Origin of the sequence: Dyella ginsengisoli (genome assembly GCF_044904665.1) — a bacterium.
In the GTDB taxonomy this organism is placed as follows: domain Bacteria; phylum Pseudomonadota; class Gammaproteobacteria; order Xanthomonadales; family Rhodanobacteraceae; genus Dyella_A; species Dyella_A ginsengisoli.
Map to the genome: position 1 here is coordinate 739,020 of NZ_JADIKM010000003.1, position 16,472 is coordinate 755,491.

Annotated in this window: 26 protein-coding genes; 9 read left to right on the top strand and 17 right to left on the bottom strand. The window is 64.8% G+C overall.

The genetic code is table 11. The annotated features are described in order from the left end of the window. Positions 1–79: 79 nt before the first annotated feature. Together ISP17_RS13430 and ISP17_RS13435 are read right to left on the bottom strand one after the other, a co-directional pair. Positions 80–1,312, bottom strand: a complete 1,233-nt coding sequence (locus ISP17_RS13430; protein WP_404633933.1) for a HEPN/Toprim-associated domain-containing protein — start codon at positions 1,310–1,312, stop codon at positions 80–82. Between the two features lie 89 nt (positions 1,313–1,401). After that, a complete protein-coding gene (locus ISP17_RS13435; RefSeq protein ID WP_404633935.1) occupies positions 1,402–2,481 on the bottom strand; it encodes a site-specific integrase in 1,080 nt (359 codons plus the stop codon). A 104-nt stretch (positions 2,482–2,585) separates the two neighbouring features. On the opposite strand from ISP17_RS13435, the gene ISP17_RS13440 reads away from it, so the two are divergent. Beyond that, positions 2,586–3,479 carry a DNA-binding protein gene (locus ISP17_RS13440; protein WP_404633937.1) on the top strand — a complete coding sequence of 298 codons (894 nt, stop codon included), beginning with the start codon at positions 2,586–2,588 and terminating at the stop codon, positions 3,477–3,479. Positions 3,480–4,058: 579 nt separating this feature from the next. On the opposite strand, the gene ISP17_RS13445 is transcribed toward ISP17_RS13440, so the two are convergent. Further along, positions 4,059–4,436 (bottom strand): hypothetical protein, encoded by a 378-nt coding sequence (locus ISP17_RS13445; RefSeq protein WP_404633939.1) that lies wholly within the window; start codon positions 4,434–4,436, stop codon positions 4,059–4,061. 384 nt (positions 4,437–4,820) lie between these two features. Between ISP17_RS13445 and ISP17_RS13450 the strand changes: the two genes are divergently transcribed. The 6 genes from ISP17_RS13450 (at position 4,821) to ISP17_RS13475 (ending at position 9,717) form a co-directional block, all read left to right on the top strand. Next, a complete protein-coding gene (locus ISP17_RS13450; RefSeq protein ID WP_404633941.1) occupies positions 4,821–5,852 on the top strand; it encodes a replication initiation factor domain-containing protein in 1,032 nt (343 codons plus the stop codon). Between the two features lie 22 nt (positions 5,853–5,874). Further along, positions 5,875–6,183 (top strand): hypothetical protein, encoded by a 309-nt coding sequence (locus tag ISP17_RS13455; protein WP_404633943.1) that lies wholly within the window; start codon positions 5,875–5,877, stop codon positions 6,181–6,183. Between the two features lie 340 nt (positions 6,184–6,523). Continuing rightward, positions 6,524–6,724, top strand: coding sequence for a major capsid protein (locus tag ISP17_RS13460; protein ID WP_404633945.1), 201 nt, complete (start codon positions 6,524–6,526; stop codon positions 6,722–6,724). Positions 6,725–6,839: 115 nt separating this feature from the next. Then, a complete protein-coding gene (locus ISP17_RS13465; RefSeq protein ID WP_404633947.1) occupies positions 6,840–8,273 on the top strand; it encodes a virulence factor TspB C-terminal domain-related protein in 1,434 nt (477 codons plus the stop codon). A gap of 11 nt (positions 8,274–8,284) precedes the next feature. Then, on the top strand, positions 8,285–8,572 hold the full coding sequence (locus ISP17_RS13470; RefSeq protein WP_404633949.1) for a DUF2523 family protein: 288 nt from the start codon (positions 8,285–8,287) through the stop codon (positions 8,570–8,572). Then, a complete protein-coding gene (locus ISP17_RS13475; RefSeq protein WP_404633951.1) occupies positions 8,572–9,717 on the top strand; it encodes a zonular occludens toxin domain-containing protein in 1,146 nt (381 codons plus the stop codon). The genes ISP17_RS13470 and ISP17_RS13475 overlap by 1 nt, the downstream gene beginning before the upstream one ends. 284 nt (positions 9,718–10,001) lie before the next feature. Here the strand turns inward: ISP17_RS13475 and ISP17_RS13480 are convergent, their stop codons facing one another. Beyond that, complete coding sequence (locus tag ISP17_RS13480) at positions 10,002–10,463, bottom strand: hypothetical protein (protein ID WP_404633953.1); 462 nt, start codon at positions 10,461–10,463, stop codon at positions 10,002–10,004. 217 nt (positions 10,464–10,680) lie between these two features. On the opposite strand from ISP17_RS13480, the gene ISP17_RS13485 reads away from it, so the two are divergent. Beyond that, positions 10,681–11,631, top strand: a complete 951-nt coding sequence (locus ISP17_RS13485; protein ID WP_404633955.1) for a tyrosine-type recombinase/integrase — start codon at positions 10,681–10,683, stop codon at positions 11,629–11,631. Here ISP17_RS13485 and ISP17_RS13490 read toward each other — a convergent pair. Further along, positions 11,614–11,808, bottom strand: a complete 195-nt coding sequence (locus ISP17_RS13490) for a hypothetical protein (protein ID WP_404633957.1) — start codon at positions 11,806–11,808, stop codon at positions 11,614–11,616. The two genes, ISP17_RS13485 and ISP17_RS13490, sit on opposite strands and share 18 nt — an antisense overlap. Before the next feature lie 187 nt (positions 11,809–11,995). Here ISP17_RS13490 and ISP17_RS13495 point away from each other — a divergent pair, with 187 nt between their 5' ends. After that, positions 11,996–12,250 (top strand): hypothetical protein, encoded by a 255-nt coding sequence (locus ISP17_RS13495; protein ID WP_404633959.1) that lies wholly within the window; start codon positions 11,996–11,998, stop codon positions 12,248–12,250. A 34-nt stretch (positions 12,251–12,284) separates the two neighbouring features. Here ISP17_RS13495 and ISP17_RS13500 read toward each other — a convergent pair whose 3' ends face one another. The 12 genes from ISP17_RS13500 to ISP17_RS13555 are packed head-to-tail and all read right to left on the bottom strand — an operon-like array spanning position 12,285 to position 16,469. Then, positions 12,285–12,758, bottom strand: coding sequence for an HNH endonuclease (locus ISP17_RS13500; RefSeq protein ID WP_404633961.1), 474 nt, complete (start codon positions 12,756–12,758; stop codon positions 12,285–12,287). Further along, complete coding sequence (locus tag ISP17_RS13505; RefSeq protein WP_404633963.1) at positions 12,737–13,240, bottom strand: hypothetical protein; 504 nt, start codon at positions 13,238–13,240, stop codon at positions 12,737–12,739. Before ISP17_RS13505 ends, ISP17_RS13500 begins: the two co-directional genes overlap by 22 nt. After that, a complete protein-coding gene (locus ISP17_RS13510) occupies positions 13,240–14,157 on the bottom strand; it encodes a recombination-associated protein RdgC (RefSeq protein WP_404633965.1) in 918 nt (305 codons plus the stop codon). Before ISP17_RS13510 ends, ISP17_RS13505 begins: the two co-directional genes overlap by 1 nt. Before the next feature lie 45 nt (positions 14,158–14,202). Next, on the bottom strand, positions 14,203–14,445 hold the full coding sequence (locus ISP17_RS13515; RefSeq protein ID WP_404633967.1) for a hypothetical protein: 243 nt from the start codon (positions 14,443–14,445) through the stop codon (positions 14,203–14,205). After that, on the bottom strand, positions 14,442–14,618 hold the full coding sequence (locus tag ISP17_RS13520; RefSeq protein WP_404633969.1) for a hypothetical protein: 177 nt from the start codon (positions 14,616–14,618) through the stop codon (positions 14,442–14,444). Before ISP17_RS13520 ends, ISP17_RS13515 begins: the two co-directional genes overlap by 4 nt. A gap of 3 nt (positions 14,619–14,621) precedes the next feature. Further along, a complete protein-coding gene (locus tag ISP17_RS13525) occupies positions 14,622–14,864 on the bottom strand; it encodes a hypothetical protein (protein WP_404633971.1) in 243 nt (80 codons plus the stop codon). An 18-nt stretch (positions 14,865–14,882) separates the two neighbouring features. Then, positions 14,883–15,128 (bottom strand): helix-turn-helix domain-containing protein, encoded by a 246-nt coding sequence (locus ISP17_RS13530; protein WP_404633973.1) that lies wholly within the window; start codon positions 15,126–15,128, stop codon positions 14,883–14,885. A gap of 2 nt (positions 15,129–15,130) precedes the next feature. Beyond that, a complete protein-coding gene (locus ISP17_RS13535) occupies positions 15,131–15,370 on the bottom strand; it encodes a hypothetical protein (RefSeq protein ID WP_404633975.1) in 240 nt (79 codons plus the stop codon). Beyond that, positions 15,354–15,593 carry a hypothetical protein gene (locus ISP17_RS13540; protein WP_404633977.1) on the bottom strand — a complete coding sequence of 80 codons (240 nt, stop codon included), beginning with the start codon at positions 15,591–15,593 and terminating at the stop codon, positions 15,354–15,356. Before ISP17_RS13540 ends, ISP17_RS13535 begins: the two co-directional genes overlap by 17 nt. Next, entirely contained in the window at positions 15,590–15,880 is a 291-nt protein-coding gene (locus ISP17_RS13545; RefSeq protein ID WP_404633979.1) for a hypothetical protein, read from the bottom strand. Before ISP17_RS13545 ends, ISP17_RS13540 begins: the two co-directional genes overlap by 4 nt. Further along, positions 15,877–16,077 carry a helix-turn-helix domain-containing protein gene (locus ISP17_RS13550; protein ID WP_404633981.1) on the bottom strand — a complete coding sequence of 67 codons (201 nt, stop codon included), beginning with the start codon at positions 16,075–16,077 and terminating at the stop codon, positions 15,877–15,879. Before ISP17_RS13550 ends, ISP17_RS13545 begins: the two co-directional genes overlap by 4 nt. Further along, positions 16,074–16,469 (bottom strand): hypothetical protein, encoded by a 396-nt coding sequence (locus ISP17_RS13555; protein ID WP_404633983.1) that lies wholly within the window; start codon positions 16,467–16,469, stop codon positions 16,074–16,076. Before ISP17_RS13555 ends, ISP17_RS13550 begins: the two co-directional genes overlap by 4 nt. Between the last annotated feature and the right edge of the window lie 3 nt (positions 16,470–16,472).

Genomic DNA, 16,472 nt, shown 5'->3' on the forward strand with positions numbered 1-16,472 from the left:
TTGAACACCCGGCGAAATCCTCTTAATTTTCCGGTGGCTAGTTGTGATGCGCATTGCTCGAATCACCCAGAAGCGTCACTTACGACGCCATAACGCTGTGTTCTGCGATCACCACGCACTCGGCGACGACAGCGTCAAGCACGCTGTCAATCTTGGAGAAGTCGTACTCGCTACCGGCGCCGCGAAGATGCAAGAACTCTTTCATGTACTGCCCCTTGTGTTCGAGCTCGCCGTGGTAGGCCTCTAGCGCCTTGTTGAATGGACCCCAGCGAACCACTGGCTCGGGCAAGCCGAGCCGCGTCAGGTCCAGATAGCACTCAATCGCAGCAGCGCGCTTATTGATGTTGGCGCGTTTTCGACCCGATGGCCCGACCGTCATGAATTTCTTGAAGTCATTTAAGTCCGGAAGCTTCATTGCGCGCATGTTCGCCGGTAGCGTTAGCTGCATAGTGTCGTGCCATTTCGCCACGCCCTCCGCGTCGTTGTCGTATACCAAGACGGTATTGTTGAGGAGGCCTATGCTGACTAATCCCTGCGTAAACCGAAACAAATTACCTGTACCAGCGAAAGGATAGCCTTCTTCCATGTCGACGAATCGGAAGAAATCAGCGATGTGAGGGCGAAGCAACTTCAAGGCCTTCTGCAGGATCTTCGCGTCGGAACTTCCTTCCGTGACTATCAAAAAGCACTGCTCTGGCTTTGGCCCGGGCCTAAAGTCATCGCGCGACGCCCATCCGGACTCAACCAATGGTGCAAAGTCCCAAGTCACGTCGAGATCATGATTGACCGCGTTTTCGGCCAGCAGTCGCAGCGCTCCATTCGCGCCGAAGTTCTCAAGTAGCAGGTCGATTTCCCAATGATCTGGCCTTAGGCCGCCCTGATAGAAGCTGTGTCGCTCGGATTCCAACCCCAGTCGTTTCAGGATTTCCTTCCGGACGAATTCACCAGGATCATAGTCCTCGCTGTAGTTACCACTGACCTTGGTGACGTCGACCTTGGACAGAGCATTTCGCAGTGTGCGAAACGGGATAGGCGTACCCGATACATCATGCAGGCGATGGAGTTGAGCGTAGATGTGTTCCACTGAGCGTAGCGTGTAGCCCATGAGCTCCAATCGATCACGAACGTGACGCAGCGGCTTCCCAAAGCCTTCACCCATCTCAACGACCGGCTCGCCTTCCGGCCAGCTCTCACTGGCGTAATACGTGGGTACTTGTTTCAGGTCAGAGGCCTGAAATAAGTGACCATGATCGGAAAAGAAGTTGTTTTTGCCCCAATCTACTTCCAGGCGCCCTAGGGCAAGGCTGATCATCGTGCCCATCAATTCAGTCTCACGTGGTGCAGTGGGGAAATTGTCTTTGATGAGCTGGACTTCAATCTCATGACTGGCCTGTAGTTGCGCTATTTCAGTAGACGGGCTGCCGGGTTGTCTTCTGCCGCCCCTGCTTGAAAATACCCGATCACGCTCGCCACCGAACGGTGTTCGGTCATCGCCATCACCGCCGGCAGCGGGACGCCTTGTTTGCCGGCCTCGGTGACAAAACCCGACCGCAGGCTGTGCGCCCCAAAGTCCCCCTCCAGCCCGGCTAAGGCGGCCCGCCGTTTGACGATCGTGGCCACCGAACCCGGGAGTAGGGCACGACCGACCCGATCCTTCCAGATGCGTCGAAAGATGGCCCCCTCGCGGATCCCGGCCGCCTCCAGCCACGCCGTGAGCGCCTCGGCGCTGCGCCCCAGGATTGGCTTGTCGGGCGTTGAATCCGCCTTGACGCCCGCCTGCTGGGTCTTCGAATACTCCAACCGGTAGATGTAGCCGTCCTCCCCGACCTTGCGCAGGTCGCGTAGGTCCGCTGCGGCGATCTCGCTGCGACGGCGCCCGCCGCTGGCGAAGCCGAAGCAGAGCAGGGCACGGTCGCGCAGGCCTTCCAGCGAGTCGTCACAGGTGGCCAGCATCGCCTCGAGCTCCGGACGGGTGATCGCGGTCTTCTTGGTCGGCCGCTCGCCGCGTTTGACCGCGGCGCGCCGGGCGCGGCTCAGCAGGGTGCGCACGCTGGCCAGCTCACACGGATTGGTGAGGCGCTTGAGCTTGTGCGCCGTCGACAGCACGGCGACGCGTTGGACCACGGTGGCGAGCTTGAGTGGTCCGAGCTTGGCCTTGAGGCCGGCAGCCACCAGCGCCTGGTCGATCGCCGGCGGCAGCTCGCTGACCAGCCCGGCCTTGTTCTTGCGCTGGATGTGGTCGACCAGGAACTGGATCACCACGGCCTCGCTGACCGGCAGGGTCAGCTCGACGCCGAAGCGCGCCTGGTGCCAGCCGGCCCAGTAACGCAGTGCGGCGGCGTAGCTGCGGGTGGTGTTGGCGGCGGCGGCTTCCGCCAGCAGTTCGCGTACCGCGTCGGCGGCCTGCTGGGCCAGCTGTTCCGGGAGCACCAAGCCAGTGACGGGTGCAGCGAGGGCCGGCAACTCGTGTTTATGCTTCATAATATGTAATGTACATTACGAAATTGGGCGCATACTGGCGATAATCATCACTTATCGCGAGTAGAAAACCCAGAGGGCAGGGCGCCGATCGAGGAGACCATCGCATGCCGCGCGGCATCACCCAGGACCAGGTCAACACCGCCGCCGACGCCATCCTCGGCGCCGGCGAGAATCCGACCGTGGAAAAAGTGCGCGCCGAGCTGGGCACCGGCTCGCCGAACACAGTGACGCGCATGCTTGACGCGTGGCGCAGCCAACTCGGCGAACGATTACGGCAGCTCAGCACGCTGCCGGAGCTGCCGACGCCCGTGGGGCAGGCGATGATGAGCCTGTGGCAGCTGGCCACCGAGCACGCGAGCCAGGCCATCGCCGGGCGCTTTGCGGAGGAGCAGGCGGCGCTGGAGATGGCCCGGAGCACCCTCGCGGCCGAACGCCAGACGTGGGCTGCCCGCTTGGAGGCCGCGGAGACCGATCGGGCTCGGGCCCTGGCGGCCAAGGATCTGGCCGAACACGCCTGCGCCACTCTGGATGCGCAACTGCAGGACAGCCACGCCCTTCGGGCCGACCTCGCCCAGCAGCGGGAGCGCCTGCAGGCGCAGTCCGATCAGCTGAGTGCCGAGCTTCAAGGGCTGCGCGCCCAGCTGGCCGAGCAGCAGCAAGCCGCCGCTGAAGAGCGCGCCCGCCAAGAGGCGTATGTCCGTAACCTCGAGGATCGCGCCCACCAGGAAGTCGATCGTCTGCGCCAAGAAACCAAACAATGGCAGCAGCGGCTTGAGACCGCCGAACGGTTACATCGGGATACCGAGTCATCCCTCCGAACTGAGCTCGGAGCGCTGCGAGATCAGCTGCGCGACTCTGACCGAGAGATCGCCCGTTACGCGGGACAGGTGGCTGGGCTGGAGAAGGCCCTGAGCCAGCAAATCCCGCCGAAGCCAAAGAAAAAAGCTCCAACCAAACGTGCGCAGCGAGCGACACGCGCCAAGAAAGAGCAGACTTGACGCCCCTCAAGAGGCTCCGTGTCGTGACGGACGAAGTCAGCGCGAATCGCCCCGTCGGCTCGAGCATCGGTGCCAGTGCGCCTGGGCGGGATTGGCTTGGATTCGGGGTGGGAACTGAGTTTCAGCCCACCCGCGTGGCCGAGTGGCTGGCACTGGGCAAAGAAGACTTGGCTCGGCTGGCGGACGCTCCGCACGGCGACGCTGCTGCAGTTCCGGTCCGCGAACATCTGATCGAGGTCGCAGCAATGTGCAACCTAAAGGCCGGTAACGGTCCTTCTCGGCGCATGGGCGGAGTGTTAGCGCGCTAGTTGGGTATACATCAGTGCGTGCAACACCAAGCAGAGAAGATCACAAGATTAGTTTGGGAAACTCGTTCCTCGGTGCAGAAGTTTTACGGCGCGCATTCCGCGATGTGGAACTTCATGGGCATGCAATGCGCAGGGTTTCTGCCGTGGAGGTAGAAGTTTAAGTGCCGAGAACACCAGTTCAGCCGATGCCGTGGCATGCGCGCAATCCTTGCGTTGAAAGGGCGGCCAACCACGCACGGGCCATGTCAGCCAGCCGCACGATCCGGCACCATCATTGCGCATAATGTATAGACGTGCCGCTTCTGTCGATCGCGTGGCCGCCCCCGAAATTCTCTTGTGCTTCAACGCGTTGCGGCCCTGCCGCTGTTACGACTAGCAGCAACGACGCTGCCACCTGAGCAAGCTTAAGCCACACCTTGCGCGCTGCCGGCGACGCTCGGTCTGCGCTGATTGCGATGAACCACCGTTCTGCCGGCTCCTGCATGGCCTTGGTCATTTCGAGCACGTGGTCTTCGCTCGGCCATGACACTCCTTTGCGCCACTGGTGCACAGCCTGCCGCTTGATGTGCAGCGAGTCCGCTACGGCGCTATCTGAGGGCAGCGAGCACGTCTCGCGATACTTGTCAAGCAAATTATTTACAGCCGACATGTCGCATTCCTCTTGACCGGTTGTCGCAATCTACTTTACGGTCCGCTTCGTCGCAATTCACTTGACGACTACAGGGGACAAGTATGCTACTGCTCGCTCTCTATCTGGCCGCCATGCTCGGCCTCGTTCTTCGGCTCTCTCGCCCCCTCTCGCTGCTGTCGTGGGCGTCGCGAACCTCGGACTCGCGTCTGGCCCTTCACTGCGGCCGCAACCCGTACGACGTTTCCATGCCTGCCGTCACAAACCCGCCGCTGTATCGGTGGGCTCGGTCGTGAGTGCCGCCATGTTCGCTCTCGCCCAGGCCGATGCCGCCCAAGAGCGCGGCGACATCGAGTCGGAGAATTTCTGGCTCTGGCTTGCGCTCGATGCCGTGGAGGCGGGCGAGTGACGGCGCGCGCTGCTGTGGTCCCGTCGGCTAACAGGGGACCTACCAACCTGAACGAGCAGCTCCCAGCCGTCGCGGACTTCCTGCGTTTTACGACCCGCGAAGCGGTCGTCTTTCAGGACGCGTTCGGCGGTGACGCCATGGCGCGTAGGGCTATGCGCTTTCTCTGTGAGTTCTTCCCCGGTGCTGGCCTCGTCCTCGAAGCAGAGCAGAAGGGCGGCCGGCGCGGCTACACCCACCACTTCCAGCTGCTCACGCCTGACGGCGTTTCCTGCGGGGATATCGCCTTCGGTGGCGACCGCCAGCTAGGGACCGTGTCCGTTGAGTTGACGGGCGCAGCATGCGCCCTCGTCTCGCGGTCGCGACCCTTCGCGGCAGCGTGGGGTCACGTCCGCGCCTGTCTGGACACGGTCGGCGCACGCATCACGGAGTACCACGCCGCCCACGACGACTATGCCGGCACCCGCAACCTTGCCACCGCCGTCGCCATGTACGAGGCCGGTGCCTTCGATGGTGCGTTCAAGCGGCCCGCGCTTCAGCGCGTCGGCTGGAACGACGGCAGCGGTCAGACCCTCTACATCGGCAAGAAAACGGCCACGCGGCAGATGGTCGTGTACGAGAAGGGCAGGGAACAGGGTTTCCGCGATGGTGACGACGGTGTCGATTGGGTCCGCTGGGAAGCTCGCTTCTACGCCAGGAATCGGGAGATTCCGACCGCCGTACTCGAAGCCCCGTGGGAGTACGTCGTAGGCGAGTTCCCGTGTATGGACTGGCTTTCGGCCGTCATGTCGCTGATGCGCACCGCCGTCGAGACGGCCAAGGGCAACCTCGGCAGCGCGATCCGTCACTGCAAACGCCAGTACGGCGGCCTGATGCACCTGCTCGGCCGTCTCAATCTGGACGATCACGCGCTGGGCGCGTTCGTCCGCCAGCGCATCGCGCGGGCCATCGTGCCCCGCTGGGTGCAAGAAAACCCGCTTTCGCGGGAATCCCTCGGGGTCGCATTCGCTACCCACCAACTAGCCGTCTAGACGGCCATCAGGAGCAACCATCATGAGCGACAAATCCAACCATACCCGCCTCCGCGTCTATGACGAGACCCGCACCTTCGACGGTAAGAAGGCCGGACAGGTTCACGGCTTTCAGGTCTGCGGCATCGTCAAGGGCGAGGGCCGCGTGGAGGAGTTCGAGCAGTACTTCGACGCTTCCAAGCACAAGCACTTCCTCCCGCCCGGTGACTACGAAATGAAGGCCACCGGCATGTACCTCGACCGCGATGGTCGCCTCCAGGTCGGCCGCGAGTTCGAGCTCGTTCGCGCGTTCGACGCTGGCAAGACCGGTCCGGCCAAGGCCGCAGCCTAAGCACATCGGGGGGTGCAGGGGGAGCCGTTCGCTTCCCCTGCGATCTTCGCCCCTCCGCCTTTTCGCTCGTCGCTTCGCGCCTCTGCCGGTGCGGCCAGCACGCTCTAACCATCGGAGTCAGCTATGTCCGGTCCGACCGTTTACCTCGTGTGTGATCAAGCAAACATCGACGCCAACACGGGGCAATGCACGGCCGTCCAGTACGTGCAGGCACCGATGCTCATTCCTCCACTCGACGCCACAGGCGGTGGAGCAATCGCGGTCGCCATCTTGGGGGTGTGGGCGCTCGCGGCAGTGTGGAAGAACCTCTAAACCCAACTCAACGAAAGGAAACCGCTCTATGAAGAACAAGCTCCGCAACATCCGCGCGCCGCTGGCGCTGAGTCTGGCTCTGATGGCTGGCGCCGCGTCGGCCCAGACCTCCGCGCCCGACACGTCCTCGGTGGTCTCGACCATCACCGGCGCGCTCGCCGCCATCGCCGCCATTGGCGCGGCGTGGGTCGGCTTCAAGTATCTGAAGAAGGTGTGGAACAAGCTCTAAGCGTTCCACGGGGTGGGGGCGGTTTCCGCCCCCTGAACCTCTTTCAAATGGACGTCTAAATGACCATCAACGATTACGCGGGCTATTTCGTGTTGCTCGCACTGCTGGGGGCAGGGTGGATACTCTTTCGCGGATCATCGGACGACTCCTGATCGCCGCCCTCGTGTTCTGCACTGGCGTCGCGTCAGCGACCGGCGTTATGCCTACTGTCCAGCCGGTCAGCGTCGAGCCTGTCGGCGTCGCGCCGGGTGGCGGCATCCAAGCCCGCTATACCTACGAGATGCGTCTGCCGCTCGCCGCTGCTAACGATGCTGGCGTGACTGCCGCTGCGAATGAAGCCACCTATGCCACGCGCCTTGTCACCATCGGGCGCGCCACGGGCGGCGGCATCATCGACGCTGGCGTAGCTGTTGGTTCTCGTGCGATCCCATGGATCGCCGCCGCTGTCACTGCCTACGAGTTGTACAAGTGGTACAGGGACAGTCAGACCAATGCGCTGATGAAGCAGGGAGAGCAGGTGCAGGCGACTTCGTGCGGCGTTGGTGAGCCGCTGTTTACGAGTCAGTGGGACAGCCAGTCTGCGTGCTCTGTGCCAGCCCTGGCGAAAAAAGTTCGAGACTACGATACGAACTATTACGCAACGTACCCTTACACCGCCTATTCGAATATCGTTATTACCTTCGACGGCTGTGTTCCCGCGAGCTCGGGTGCCACGTGCACGGCCACCGGAAACGATTCCGCCGACTATCCTGGCGGCACGACTAGTCATGATTTTCAGACCATCATCACCTGGACAACTGGCACCGCCGTAACTAGTGATCCAGCATTCATCACCGACCCTACGCCCGTGCCTCTGGCCGACGTGGGCCAGATGGCAGAACAGCATCCCGACTGGTGGCCGGGCATGCTCACGGACCCGCAGACCGGTGCGCCGTTGATTACACCGGAAGTCGCGCACGATATGGATGCGCTCAAGCAGCAGATCGCGCCTGAGTACGGCGTAGACCCTCAGACGCTCACGCCGACGAACCCTGATGCCGACTACGTGCATCAGAACCCCGATCCACGCGCGCCCACCTCCCTGCCGTCGTACTGCGGATGGGCCACCGCTGCCTGCGATTACTACAAGTGGGTGGAGGATCACTGGCCCGACAAGGACCCCAAGACCTACACCGAAACAGACTGCAAAGTCCCTCCGCAGTGCTCCGGCGATCAGGTCATGTGCGCCGTTGCGCGGAACACCTGGGCGGATAAGTGCGCCGTGTCCGGCGACGGCACCGACCCGCTGCCGTTCGGACAGCACACGGTGGCCGAAGTCGATCAAGGTGATCAGGAAGTTGGCGACGCCAGCAAACTCGACTCGTCCGGCTTCGGCTGGGGCACCGCGTGCCCGTTCGCCGATACCTCCATCGAGTTCAACGGCCAGACCATCACGATCCCCTTTCAGCCGGTTTGCGACTACGGCCCGTGGATGCGTGCCCTGATCCTCATTCTCGCCGCACTCAAGGCCGCTCAGATCATCGCCGGTCTGCGCGACGTGGCCGCCTAAAGGAAACGCACATGCCCGCCCTCATTGCATGGTTGCTCGGCGCGTTGGAGACCACGATCGGTTCGATCATCGTTTCCGCGCTGCTCTCGCTCGGCCTCGGCTTCACCACGTACAAGTTCACCGTGGAGCCGCTGAAAAACTTCATCCTCTCGCAGTCCTCCGGCCTCGGCGCGACGGCCGTCAACATCCTCGGCTTCCTGGGCCTCGATCAGGCGATCACCATGATCCTTTCCGCCATCGCTGCCCGCTATGCGGTCAGCGGCGCGCGCGCTGTGCTCACCCGCAAGAAGGCTGCCTGATGCCCATTCAACTCCGCACGGGCCTGCCCGGCGCCGGCAAGACGCTCGGCGCAGTCGAGCACCTTATCGAGCTCTCGCAACGCGAGCCGCACCGCCCGCGCTACCAGCACGGCATAACCGATCTAAAGGACGGTCTCGCCATCCCGCTCGACGTCGAACAGGTCAAGGACTGGCAGAGCCTCCCGCCTAATTCGATCATCATGATCGATGAGTGCCAGAAGCTCATGCCGGCCAAGCGCGGCGCCATCGACTCGCCGCAGTGGGTGCGCGATCTGAGCACGCACCGTCACCTCGGCCTCGACTTTATCCTGATCACGCAACACCCGAGCCTCATAGACAAATACGTCCGCACTCTGGTTGACGTGCATATCCACACGGTGCGCAAGTACGGCACCAACTTCGTGGAGCGTTGGCGCTGGGGCATCTGCAAAGAGGACCCGAACGCGAAGGGCGCTCAGAAGGACGCCGAGGCCAAGACGACGCACGCCATGTCGAAGGTCGCTATGCAGGCGTACAAGTCGGCCGAGATCCACACTGTCAAGCGCCGTATCCCTCGGTTCGTCTACATCGGCGCGATCACGCTTGTGCTTATCCCGCTGCTCGCGTGGCTGGCTGTCAAGTTCATGCACCGCACTCAGGTCGTCGCCGCAGGCGGCCACGAGTCGCCTACCGGCTCCGCTCCGCTATCCGGCAAACACGCGACGCTCACTCGCGACGAATGGATCCAGCAGCAGGTGCCGAGAGTCGCAGGCATCCCGTGGTCAGCGCCGATCTACGATGATCGCAAGGTTCAATCGAATCCCGATATCTACTGCGTCGCCTACGGTGGCGAGCAGGGCGACGACAAGTGCATGTGCAAGACCGAGCAGGGCACCCGCGCTGAGGTACCGTTCGTGATGTGCCAGCAGGTAGCGCACGGCGGCATTTACAACCCGTACAGGTCGCCATCCTCCGCCCCGACGCCCCCGCAGGGACAAGCCCGCACGTCGGGGACTGCCTCGGCGCAGCCGAGCCAGCCCCCGGCGTCGGGCGCCCCCTCCGGCACGTCGTGGCCTGCCGGCGTCGGTGCGCAGACGTACACGCCGCCCGCCGCTCCCGGCAGCTGGAACCCGAACGCCCTTGCAGGCGGCACGCCCGCCTCGTAGTGCCCGCTTCTGCTGTCCGCAGGACGGACACGCTCCTTTGCTGTCGGCAAGGCAGGGAAGGGCACACAGGGGGCTCCTGCCCCCTGCACTGATAACCCGCTAACCCTTCCCCCCAATCCTCCCCCGCAAAACCCGCTTTTCTCCCTCGCATCAGCGCGAACGAACCGGGCTCAAGTGCGCAGCACTTGGGCAAAACCTTTGGAGAAGCGTTCTTCGTGCCTCGGCCGCTCTTGATCGAGCGGAAACCCGTAGGGGCTTCCGTGCCTTTGCTATCCTGCACGCACTCAGGGAAGGGGGTTTCCGTGGATCATCTGCTGTCGAACGGCATGGCCGTCGTGTCTCTCGTGGCGCTCGCGGTTGCCATTCTCCGGCGTCGCCCCGGATCGTCCGCGCCGCGCAAGCCCGTCAAGCGTCAGAGCTGGTCGGAGTTCGTCCGCGATGCGCGGCGCAAGGTCTATGACGCTCGCCACCCGGAGCCCAGGACACGCCGCAAACGGTGATGCCCAGCGCACGAACGCCGCCAGGTTCTCCGGTGTCATGCGTGGTCCGTTCTTGGTGGCGCGTGGCGGGATCATCTGGCGGCCGCGCATCCGCCAGCCTGCCCAGTCGCCCTCGAAGTCGTGTCTGCACTCGGCTCGGCCTTGCACCATGCCTGCTATCTCTGCCAGCGAGATGCGATTGCCTGCAGGTGTCGTGAATTCCTGCTTCTCGTCGTCCCACGTCCAATCTAAGCGCTTGCGGGGCATGTGCGCAGTCCATGCGGCAAAAGGGCGGCGAGCCATGCACGCGCCGTGCCGGCGATCCTTCGCAGCAGCAATTGCGCATAATGTATATTATGTAAAATTGCAGATTGACCCTGTGGTTTCACAGGTACTTCAGTGACTTACCGGCCGTTGATGGGTCCGCTACCGGACCCGATGTGTGATACCACGCCGTTACGGTCAAGCCGAGTGCCCTGCTGGGATGAGCACTGCGGTTGATGCAGACAAGCAGGATGCGCTGGCGCGGTTTGCGCGCATCCTGCGGGATAGCCGGTCGCCGAGCACCGTGCGCCTGTACGTTGGCGTGGTGCGGCGATGGCTGGTGTTCGGCGGCGCCGTAGACAGGTTGGAGCCTGCCCGGCTGCACGCATGGCTTGCGGGTCGCCGAGCGCAGCGAGTTGCTCCGGCCACCATCAATGTGGACATCAAGGCGCTGCGCGCCTTCTACGACACGATGGCGCTGATCGGCGCCGCGCCGCAAGCAGAATCGAATAACTTGCCAAACGGGCGGCACGTGCCGGCGCGCCTGGTGCGCACCTTCAATGATGAGCAGGTGCTCGCCATGCTCGCCGCGCCCGATGTGGGCACCTTCGTAGGCCTTCGGGACAGCCTGATGATGCGCACGCTGTGGGAAACCGGCCTGCGCGCCAGTGAGCTGGTGCAGCTCGGCCTGGGCGACATCCAGCCCGATGCCGTCTATGTGGCGGCCGGCAAGGGCGGCCGAAGCCGCTGGGTGCCCATCAGCAGCGAGCTGCATGGCTTGCTGATGGGTTACCTCGAGCTGCGCAACACCACGCGGCCCGGCAAGCTGGCGGCGTTGTGGGTATCGCACCGCGGCCACGCGCTGCGATCGCGGCGCAGCGTGTGGGCCATCGTCACCCGCCATGCGCGTGCAGCGCTGGGCGGCGCGGTCAACTACGAGCGCGTGCGCCGCGCCGCGCGGCAGCGGCCGTGGACAGGGCAATACCCGCACCTGCTCCGCGCCAGCATGGCCACTACCCTGCTCCGCCACGGCTGCCCCCTGCCCGCCATCATGCAGATGCTGGGGCACACCAGCCTCGACAGCACCGCGCGATACCTCGGCTGCGACATCGAGCATCTGCGCGCAGCAGTGGCCAAGCATCCGCGGCATCGGTCAGCCCGCCTGCCGTAGACGGCTGCGCTTTTCGAGCCAGCGCGGCGCATCGGGAAGTGAGCGCATCCGCTGCACGAAGAAGTGGAACTGGCTGCGGCTCAGCTGCTTGCTGCTGTCCACGCCCATGGCGCCCAACTGCAGCCGGTACTCCTCCTCCGTCAGACCCTTCTGCGATCGCGCCAGCAGGTGGATCATCCGCACGCGATCCGGCGTCATCTGCCATGGGCGAGCGGCGCTGAGGTCAATACCGCAGCACCAGTTGGCGCTTGTCGTCGTGCCACAGCGCGGGCAGGTATCGACTATCGATCCCCGTGCGGCCGGCTTGTGGGTGGTGCGCTTAGGCGCGACCATGGGCCACCTCATCAGGACAGGAGTCACATCCATGCATGAAGATTTTGGGAACTTCAGGGCCTCGGCCACTGTGACAGCTGATGGATCGGGCCAGGTGTTTCTTGGGACGTGGCACATCGCCATCATCCTCGCCGATGGCTCGACAAGGATGCTGAGGGAAGGCCCCATGGGCATCGATTTCCCGAGCAAGGTCGCGGCCGAGGAAGCGACCATGAAATTCGCTGCTTCCCAAGCTCGTGAGCTGCATGAGAGCAATAGCATCAGCACGTTTGATTCGTACCGCTGAGCGCTCATCGCAATGGCAAACGTGCTCGGTTCCGTCAGCCATGCGCTGCATTCCCTTTCCGCTGGTATTGCCCAAGGCGGCGGCGCCGGCCCCACGTGTCGCCGCGCCAGATGGCGCGGATGGCGCTGGGGTGCACGTTGAACTGGTCGGCGAGCACGGCAGCGGTTTGCAGGCCGCGTTCCTTCTTGGCGCGCTTGATCACCACCACGTCGCTGGGGGTGAGAGTGGCGGCTACGCCGTGGCGGTTCGCCTCGGCCTGCGTGCGCGCCACCAAGTGGTGCGGGTTGCAGCAGGTGCGGTTGCCGTGCGCGCATGACACCGTGAGCGCGTCGGGCACGGCGCCGTACAGCGTTTCCCACATCCACCGCGCGCCGGTCATGGAGCGGCCGCGGTATTCCTTGCGGCTGTAGCCGGCGTCGTCGACGCGGCCCAGCCACTCCCAGCACGCTTCGGGATCGCGCGGCAGGCGTACCAGTGGTTTGATGGTCACGCCGACTTGGCTGGGCATGTCGCCACCTCCGCATCGGCGCCGAGCATGTAGCGCACCATCTGCTCAGCCTGATCTGCATCGAGCAGATTGGTTCCCACAGGCCACCAGGCCGGGTTGTCCGGTCGCGTGAAGCTCACGCCAGCATCTGGCCGGAATGCATCAGGCCGGCGCCAACTGAGGAAGCGATCCACCATCGTCTTGATACCGGCGATCGCAGGCGCATTCGGATCGCCCGAAAACGTCACAAGGCCGCCGCACACGTCCAGTACCATCATGGACATGTTGCCCACGTCGGCGGCGTACTCGCGAACGCCGGCCATGTCGCCATCCTTCACGGCCTTCTGCAGCTTGGCCACGTGGTAGTAGAGCTCCAGCATGGCCATGGAGGGCGTCATGCTGAGCCAGCCGGGGCGGTCGCCCTTGTCGGCGTTAGCGTGCAGTTCCTTGGCCATCAGGCGCGCGAAGGGCACCAGCACGTGGTCGTACTTGGCATCGATCATCACGCATTCTCCGGCCGCGGCAGCACGAACCACTCGGCCAAGCGGCCCAGCAGGCGCTCCAGCTCCAGCGTCATCAGGGCGAGGCTGGCATCGGCCTCGGCGGTGGCGTCCGCGTGGCTGTCGTCCATCGCGTCCAGCACCACGTCGAGGAACTTCAGCTTGCGCACCACCAGGTCTTCGCCGAGCACGAAACTGATGCGGTCGTCGAACACCAGGCCAAGCTGGAACACCTGCTTGCCATTGCGAAGGTGCTCCTTGATCTCCTCGCTATCCATCTCCTGCCGGCGGGCGCGGATGATGGCGCCGGTGCTGCTGGCCGGATCGCGCAGCTCGCACTCGTCGCCCAGCTGCAGGCCAGCCGGCAGCGTGCCGTTGGCCAGCCAGTCGGTGAGTAGCACGCGCGGCCCCTCCTCCGGTGCCAGCGGTACCGCGGGGAAGCTGCCCAGCGCCTCGCGCAGCTGCGTGAGCGCGTTCTCGGCCGCCTTGCGGCTGGCGGTGTCCAGCACCAGCCACCCGCTGCGCGTGTCCACGTAGCCGGACAGGCGCGACTCCTGCACAAACGCGCGCGGCAGCAGCTCGTTGAACAGATCCTCCTTGATGCGCTTGCGCTCGCGGCCGCCGACCTTGCGGCCCTCCTCCTCGGTGATCTTCTGCACCTTGCGCTGCAGCTCACCGTTCACCACCGACGCCGGCAGCATCTTGTCCTGGCCGCCCACGGTGAACAGGGTGAAGAACGCCACGCTGTGGGTGAGCGGCGCCTCGTCGCCACGCTCCACCGGGGGAACAAACCCGCGCGTGAACATCTCCAGCCCGCCCACTGGGCGCAGCGTGTGATCGTGCAGCACTTGGTCAAGGCGGTGGAGGTCGTCGGCCACGGCCGGCGAGAAACGAAACAGGGTGAGATTGCGGAAGAACATGGGGTCGCTCCTTGAGTGAAGAGGCGCGCCATGCGGCGCGGCCAGTCAGTTGTGACGTTCGTGGGCGGGGATATCGGGCATGCCGGCATCCCACAAGGCGAGCAGATGACGGAGTTGCTCACGCGCGGTGGCGCGGTCGACGTTGCTCACGTAGCTCGCCACCTGGTCGGTGAACACGAGCAGCGTGAAACCCTGCAGCTCGCCGCTGGCTTCCTTGAGCTGCTGCTCAATGGACCGGGCAACGTCCTGCAGCGCGCGGCTTACCGCGTTGGTGGCGGCGTAGCTCATGCACCTACCCGGCACTGCTTGCGAAAGGCTGCACGACGTTCCAGCGCCTTCTGCGCGCGGCGTTCGTGCCGGTTGCCTTGGGCCAGCATGTCCTGCTGTTCCGCCTGGCGGCGCTCCTCTTCGATGATCTTGGCCAGCTCGCGAGCGGCCTCGTACCAGCTTCGGCTTTCCATAGCTCAGCCCCTCCGCAGATGCAGCTTGCGGCGGCGCTGGCGCGCGGCCTTGGTGTGCGTGCCGCCATGGCGAGGCGGCGTGTGGCCGGGCTTGCGGGCGCCGGTGCGGCCGCGGCCCTTGCCGCTTCGGCGTGAGCGCGGCGCGCCATCGGCGTGCGGAAGGTAGATCACCGGCGAGCGGAGCCATCCGCCGATGTTGGCGAAGCTGGCCACCAGGCCGAGCATCAATGCAGAACGTCGAAACATGGGTCTCTCCTTGAGGGGTTAGGCGCGCCGGGCGGCGCGGCCGGTGAGCAGGCTGTATTGGGCCACGCGCACCACGTGGCGGCGGCGGTCGCGCACGGTCACCATCTGCATGCCGATGCGGTAGCCGTGGTCGTTCTTGAGCTCGTGCATGCGTGCACTGACGCAGATCACGCCGCAGCGGCGGATGAGCTGCATGGTGGTGCGCGGTCCGTTCTGCAGCTCGGCCAGGATGGCTTCGTGCTGGGGGCTGAGGTGGTCGCGCATGCTCAGTCCTCCCACGCAATGCAGCCGGGCGTGCGGCACGCGCCCTTGCTGTGCTTGACGGAGCCGTCGCGCTTGTAGGTCACCTCCACCTCGCAGCGCCCCCTGCATGCGCTGCAGCGGAAAGAGCCATGGGCCGCACCCAGACGCTGGGCCGCCTTCAGCACGGTGGCGCGCGCCTGCTTGCCGGCGGCGGTGTCGATCATCTGCATCACGGCGCGTGGCGCCTCAGCGATGGCGTTCATCGGCGTGCTCCTTGACGTTGGCGAGGGCCAGCAGCGTGGCGTCGGCGAGGTGCACGGCGCGGCGGGCAATGCGCTCGGGGCTGGTATCGCTCCAGCGGTCGCCCGCCGCCGCGCACAGGCCCTGAAGGGCGGCCTTCGTGAGATCCATGCGATCGGTGGCGCGCTGGCGGATCGCACTCTCGGCCGCCTGCTGGTGCTTCGGGTTGATGGATACCGCGCTCATCGCGGCGACCTCACACGCAGCGGGCGCACGTTGGTGCTCCGCATGGCGGGAAGCGGCAGCGGCAGCGTGGCGCCAAGCTCGCCCCAGGCCTTTTCTGCCTCGCCCAGCGTGGCGTGCCAGCCAGTGCGTCGACCGCAGGCGGTTTCCAGCTGGTGGCGATCGCCGAAGCTGCTGAACACGGCCTCCCGGCTGGTGCGGCCGCTGGCCTGAATGTGCCGCGGCTCTTTCTTGCAGCACGCGCAGGCGCTGAAGGTGCCCGGCGGGTGCGTGATCTGTCGCTGCATCATGCGGTGGGTGCTCCCCTGGCATTGCGGGCATCGCGCAGCCACCGGTGGGCGGTGCTTCGGTGCACGTTGAAAATGGAGGCGACGTGGTCGGCGCTGGGTTCGTGGCGCTGCTGCTGGATCCAGAACCCGAAGCGCAGAATCAGCTCGTTGTGGGTGGCGACGCCGGGCACCCGATCCCCCGGCGGCGGGCCGCTCACAGGCCCACCTCGGCTGCCGCCTGTGCAGAAAAATCCACCAGCGCCCGCCCGGTGGACGACAGCCGATAACAGCGGTCGTCCGCCTCACACACGCACGCTTCGCAGCAGCCCTGCGGCGGGCATACGAACGGCTCGATCAGCGCGCATTCCAGCGCCAGCTCCTGCAGCGTGCCGCCGTCCACGTCGCCCACCATGTCCGGCAGGCCATCGGGGCGGTGGGCGCGCAACACCCGGCCGGCAAACTGCGCGATGCCCTCGCTGTACGGCAGGCGCAGCGCCTCGGCAAGTTGCTGCAGCAGGGCCGTGGCCTTGTCGTGTGACAGGCGCTGGTAGGCACCGCCCACGAACACGTTGATATTGCCGTTGGGCTCGCGCGATACCTGTGGTTTCATCGG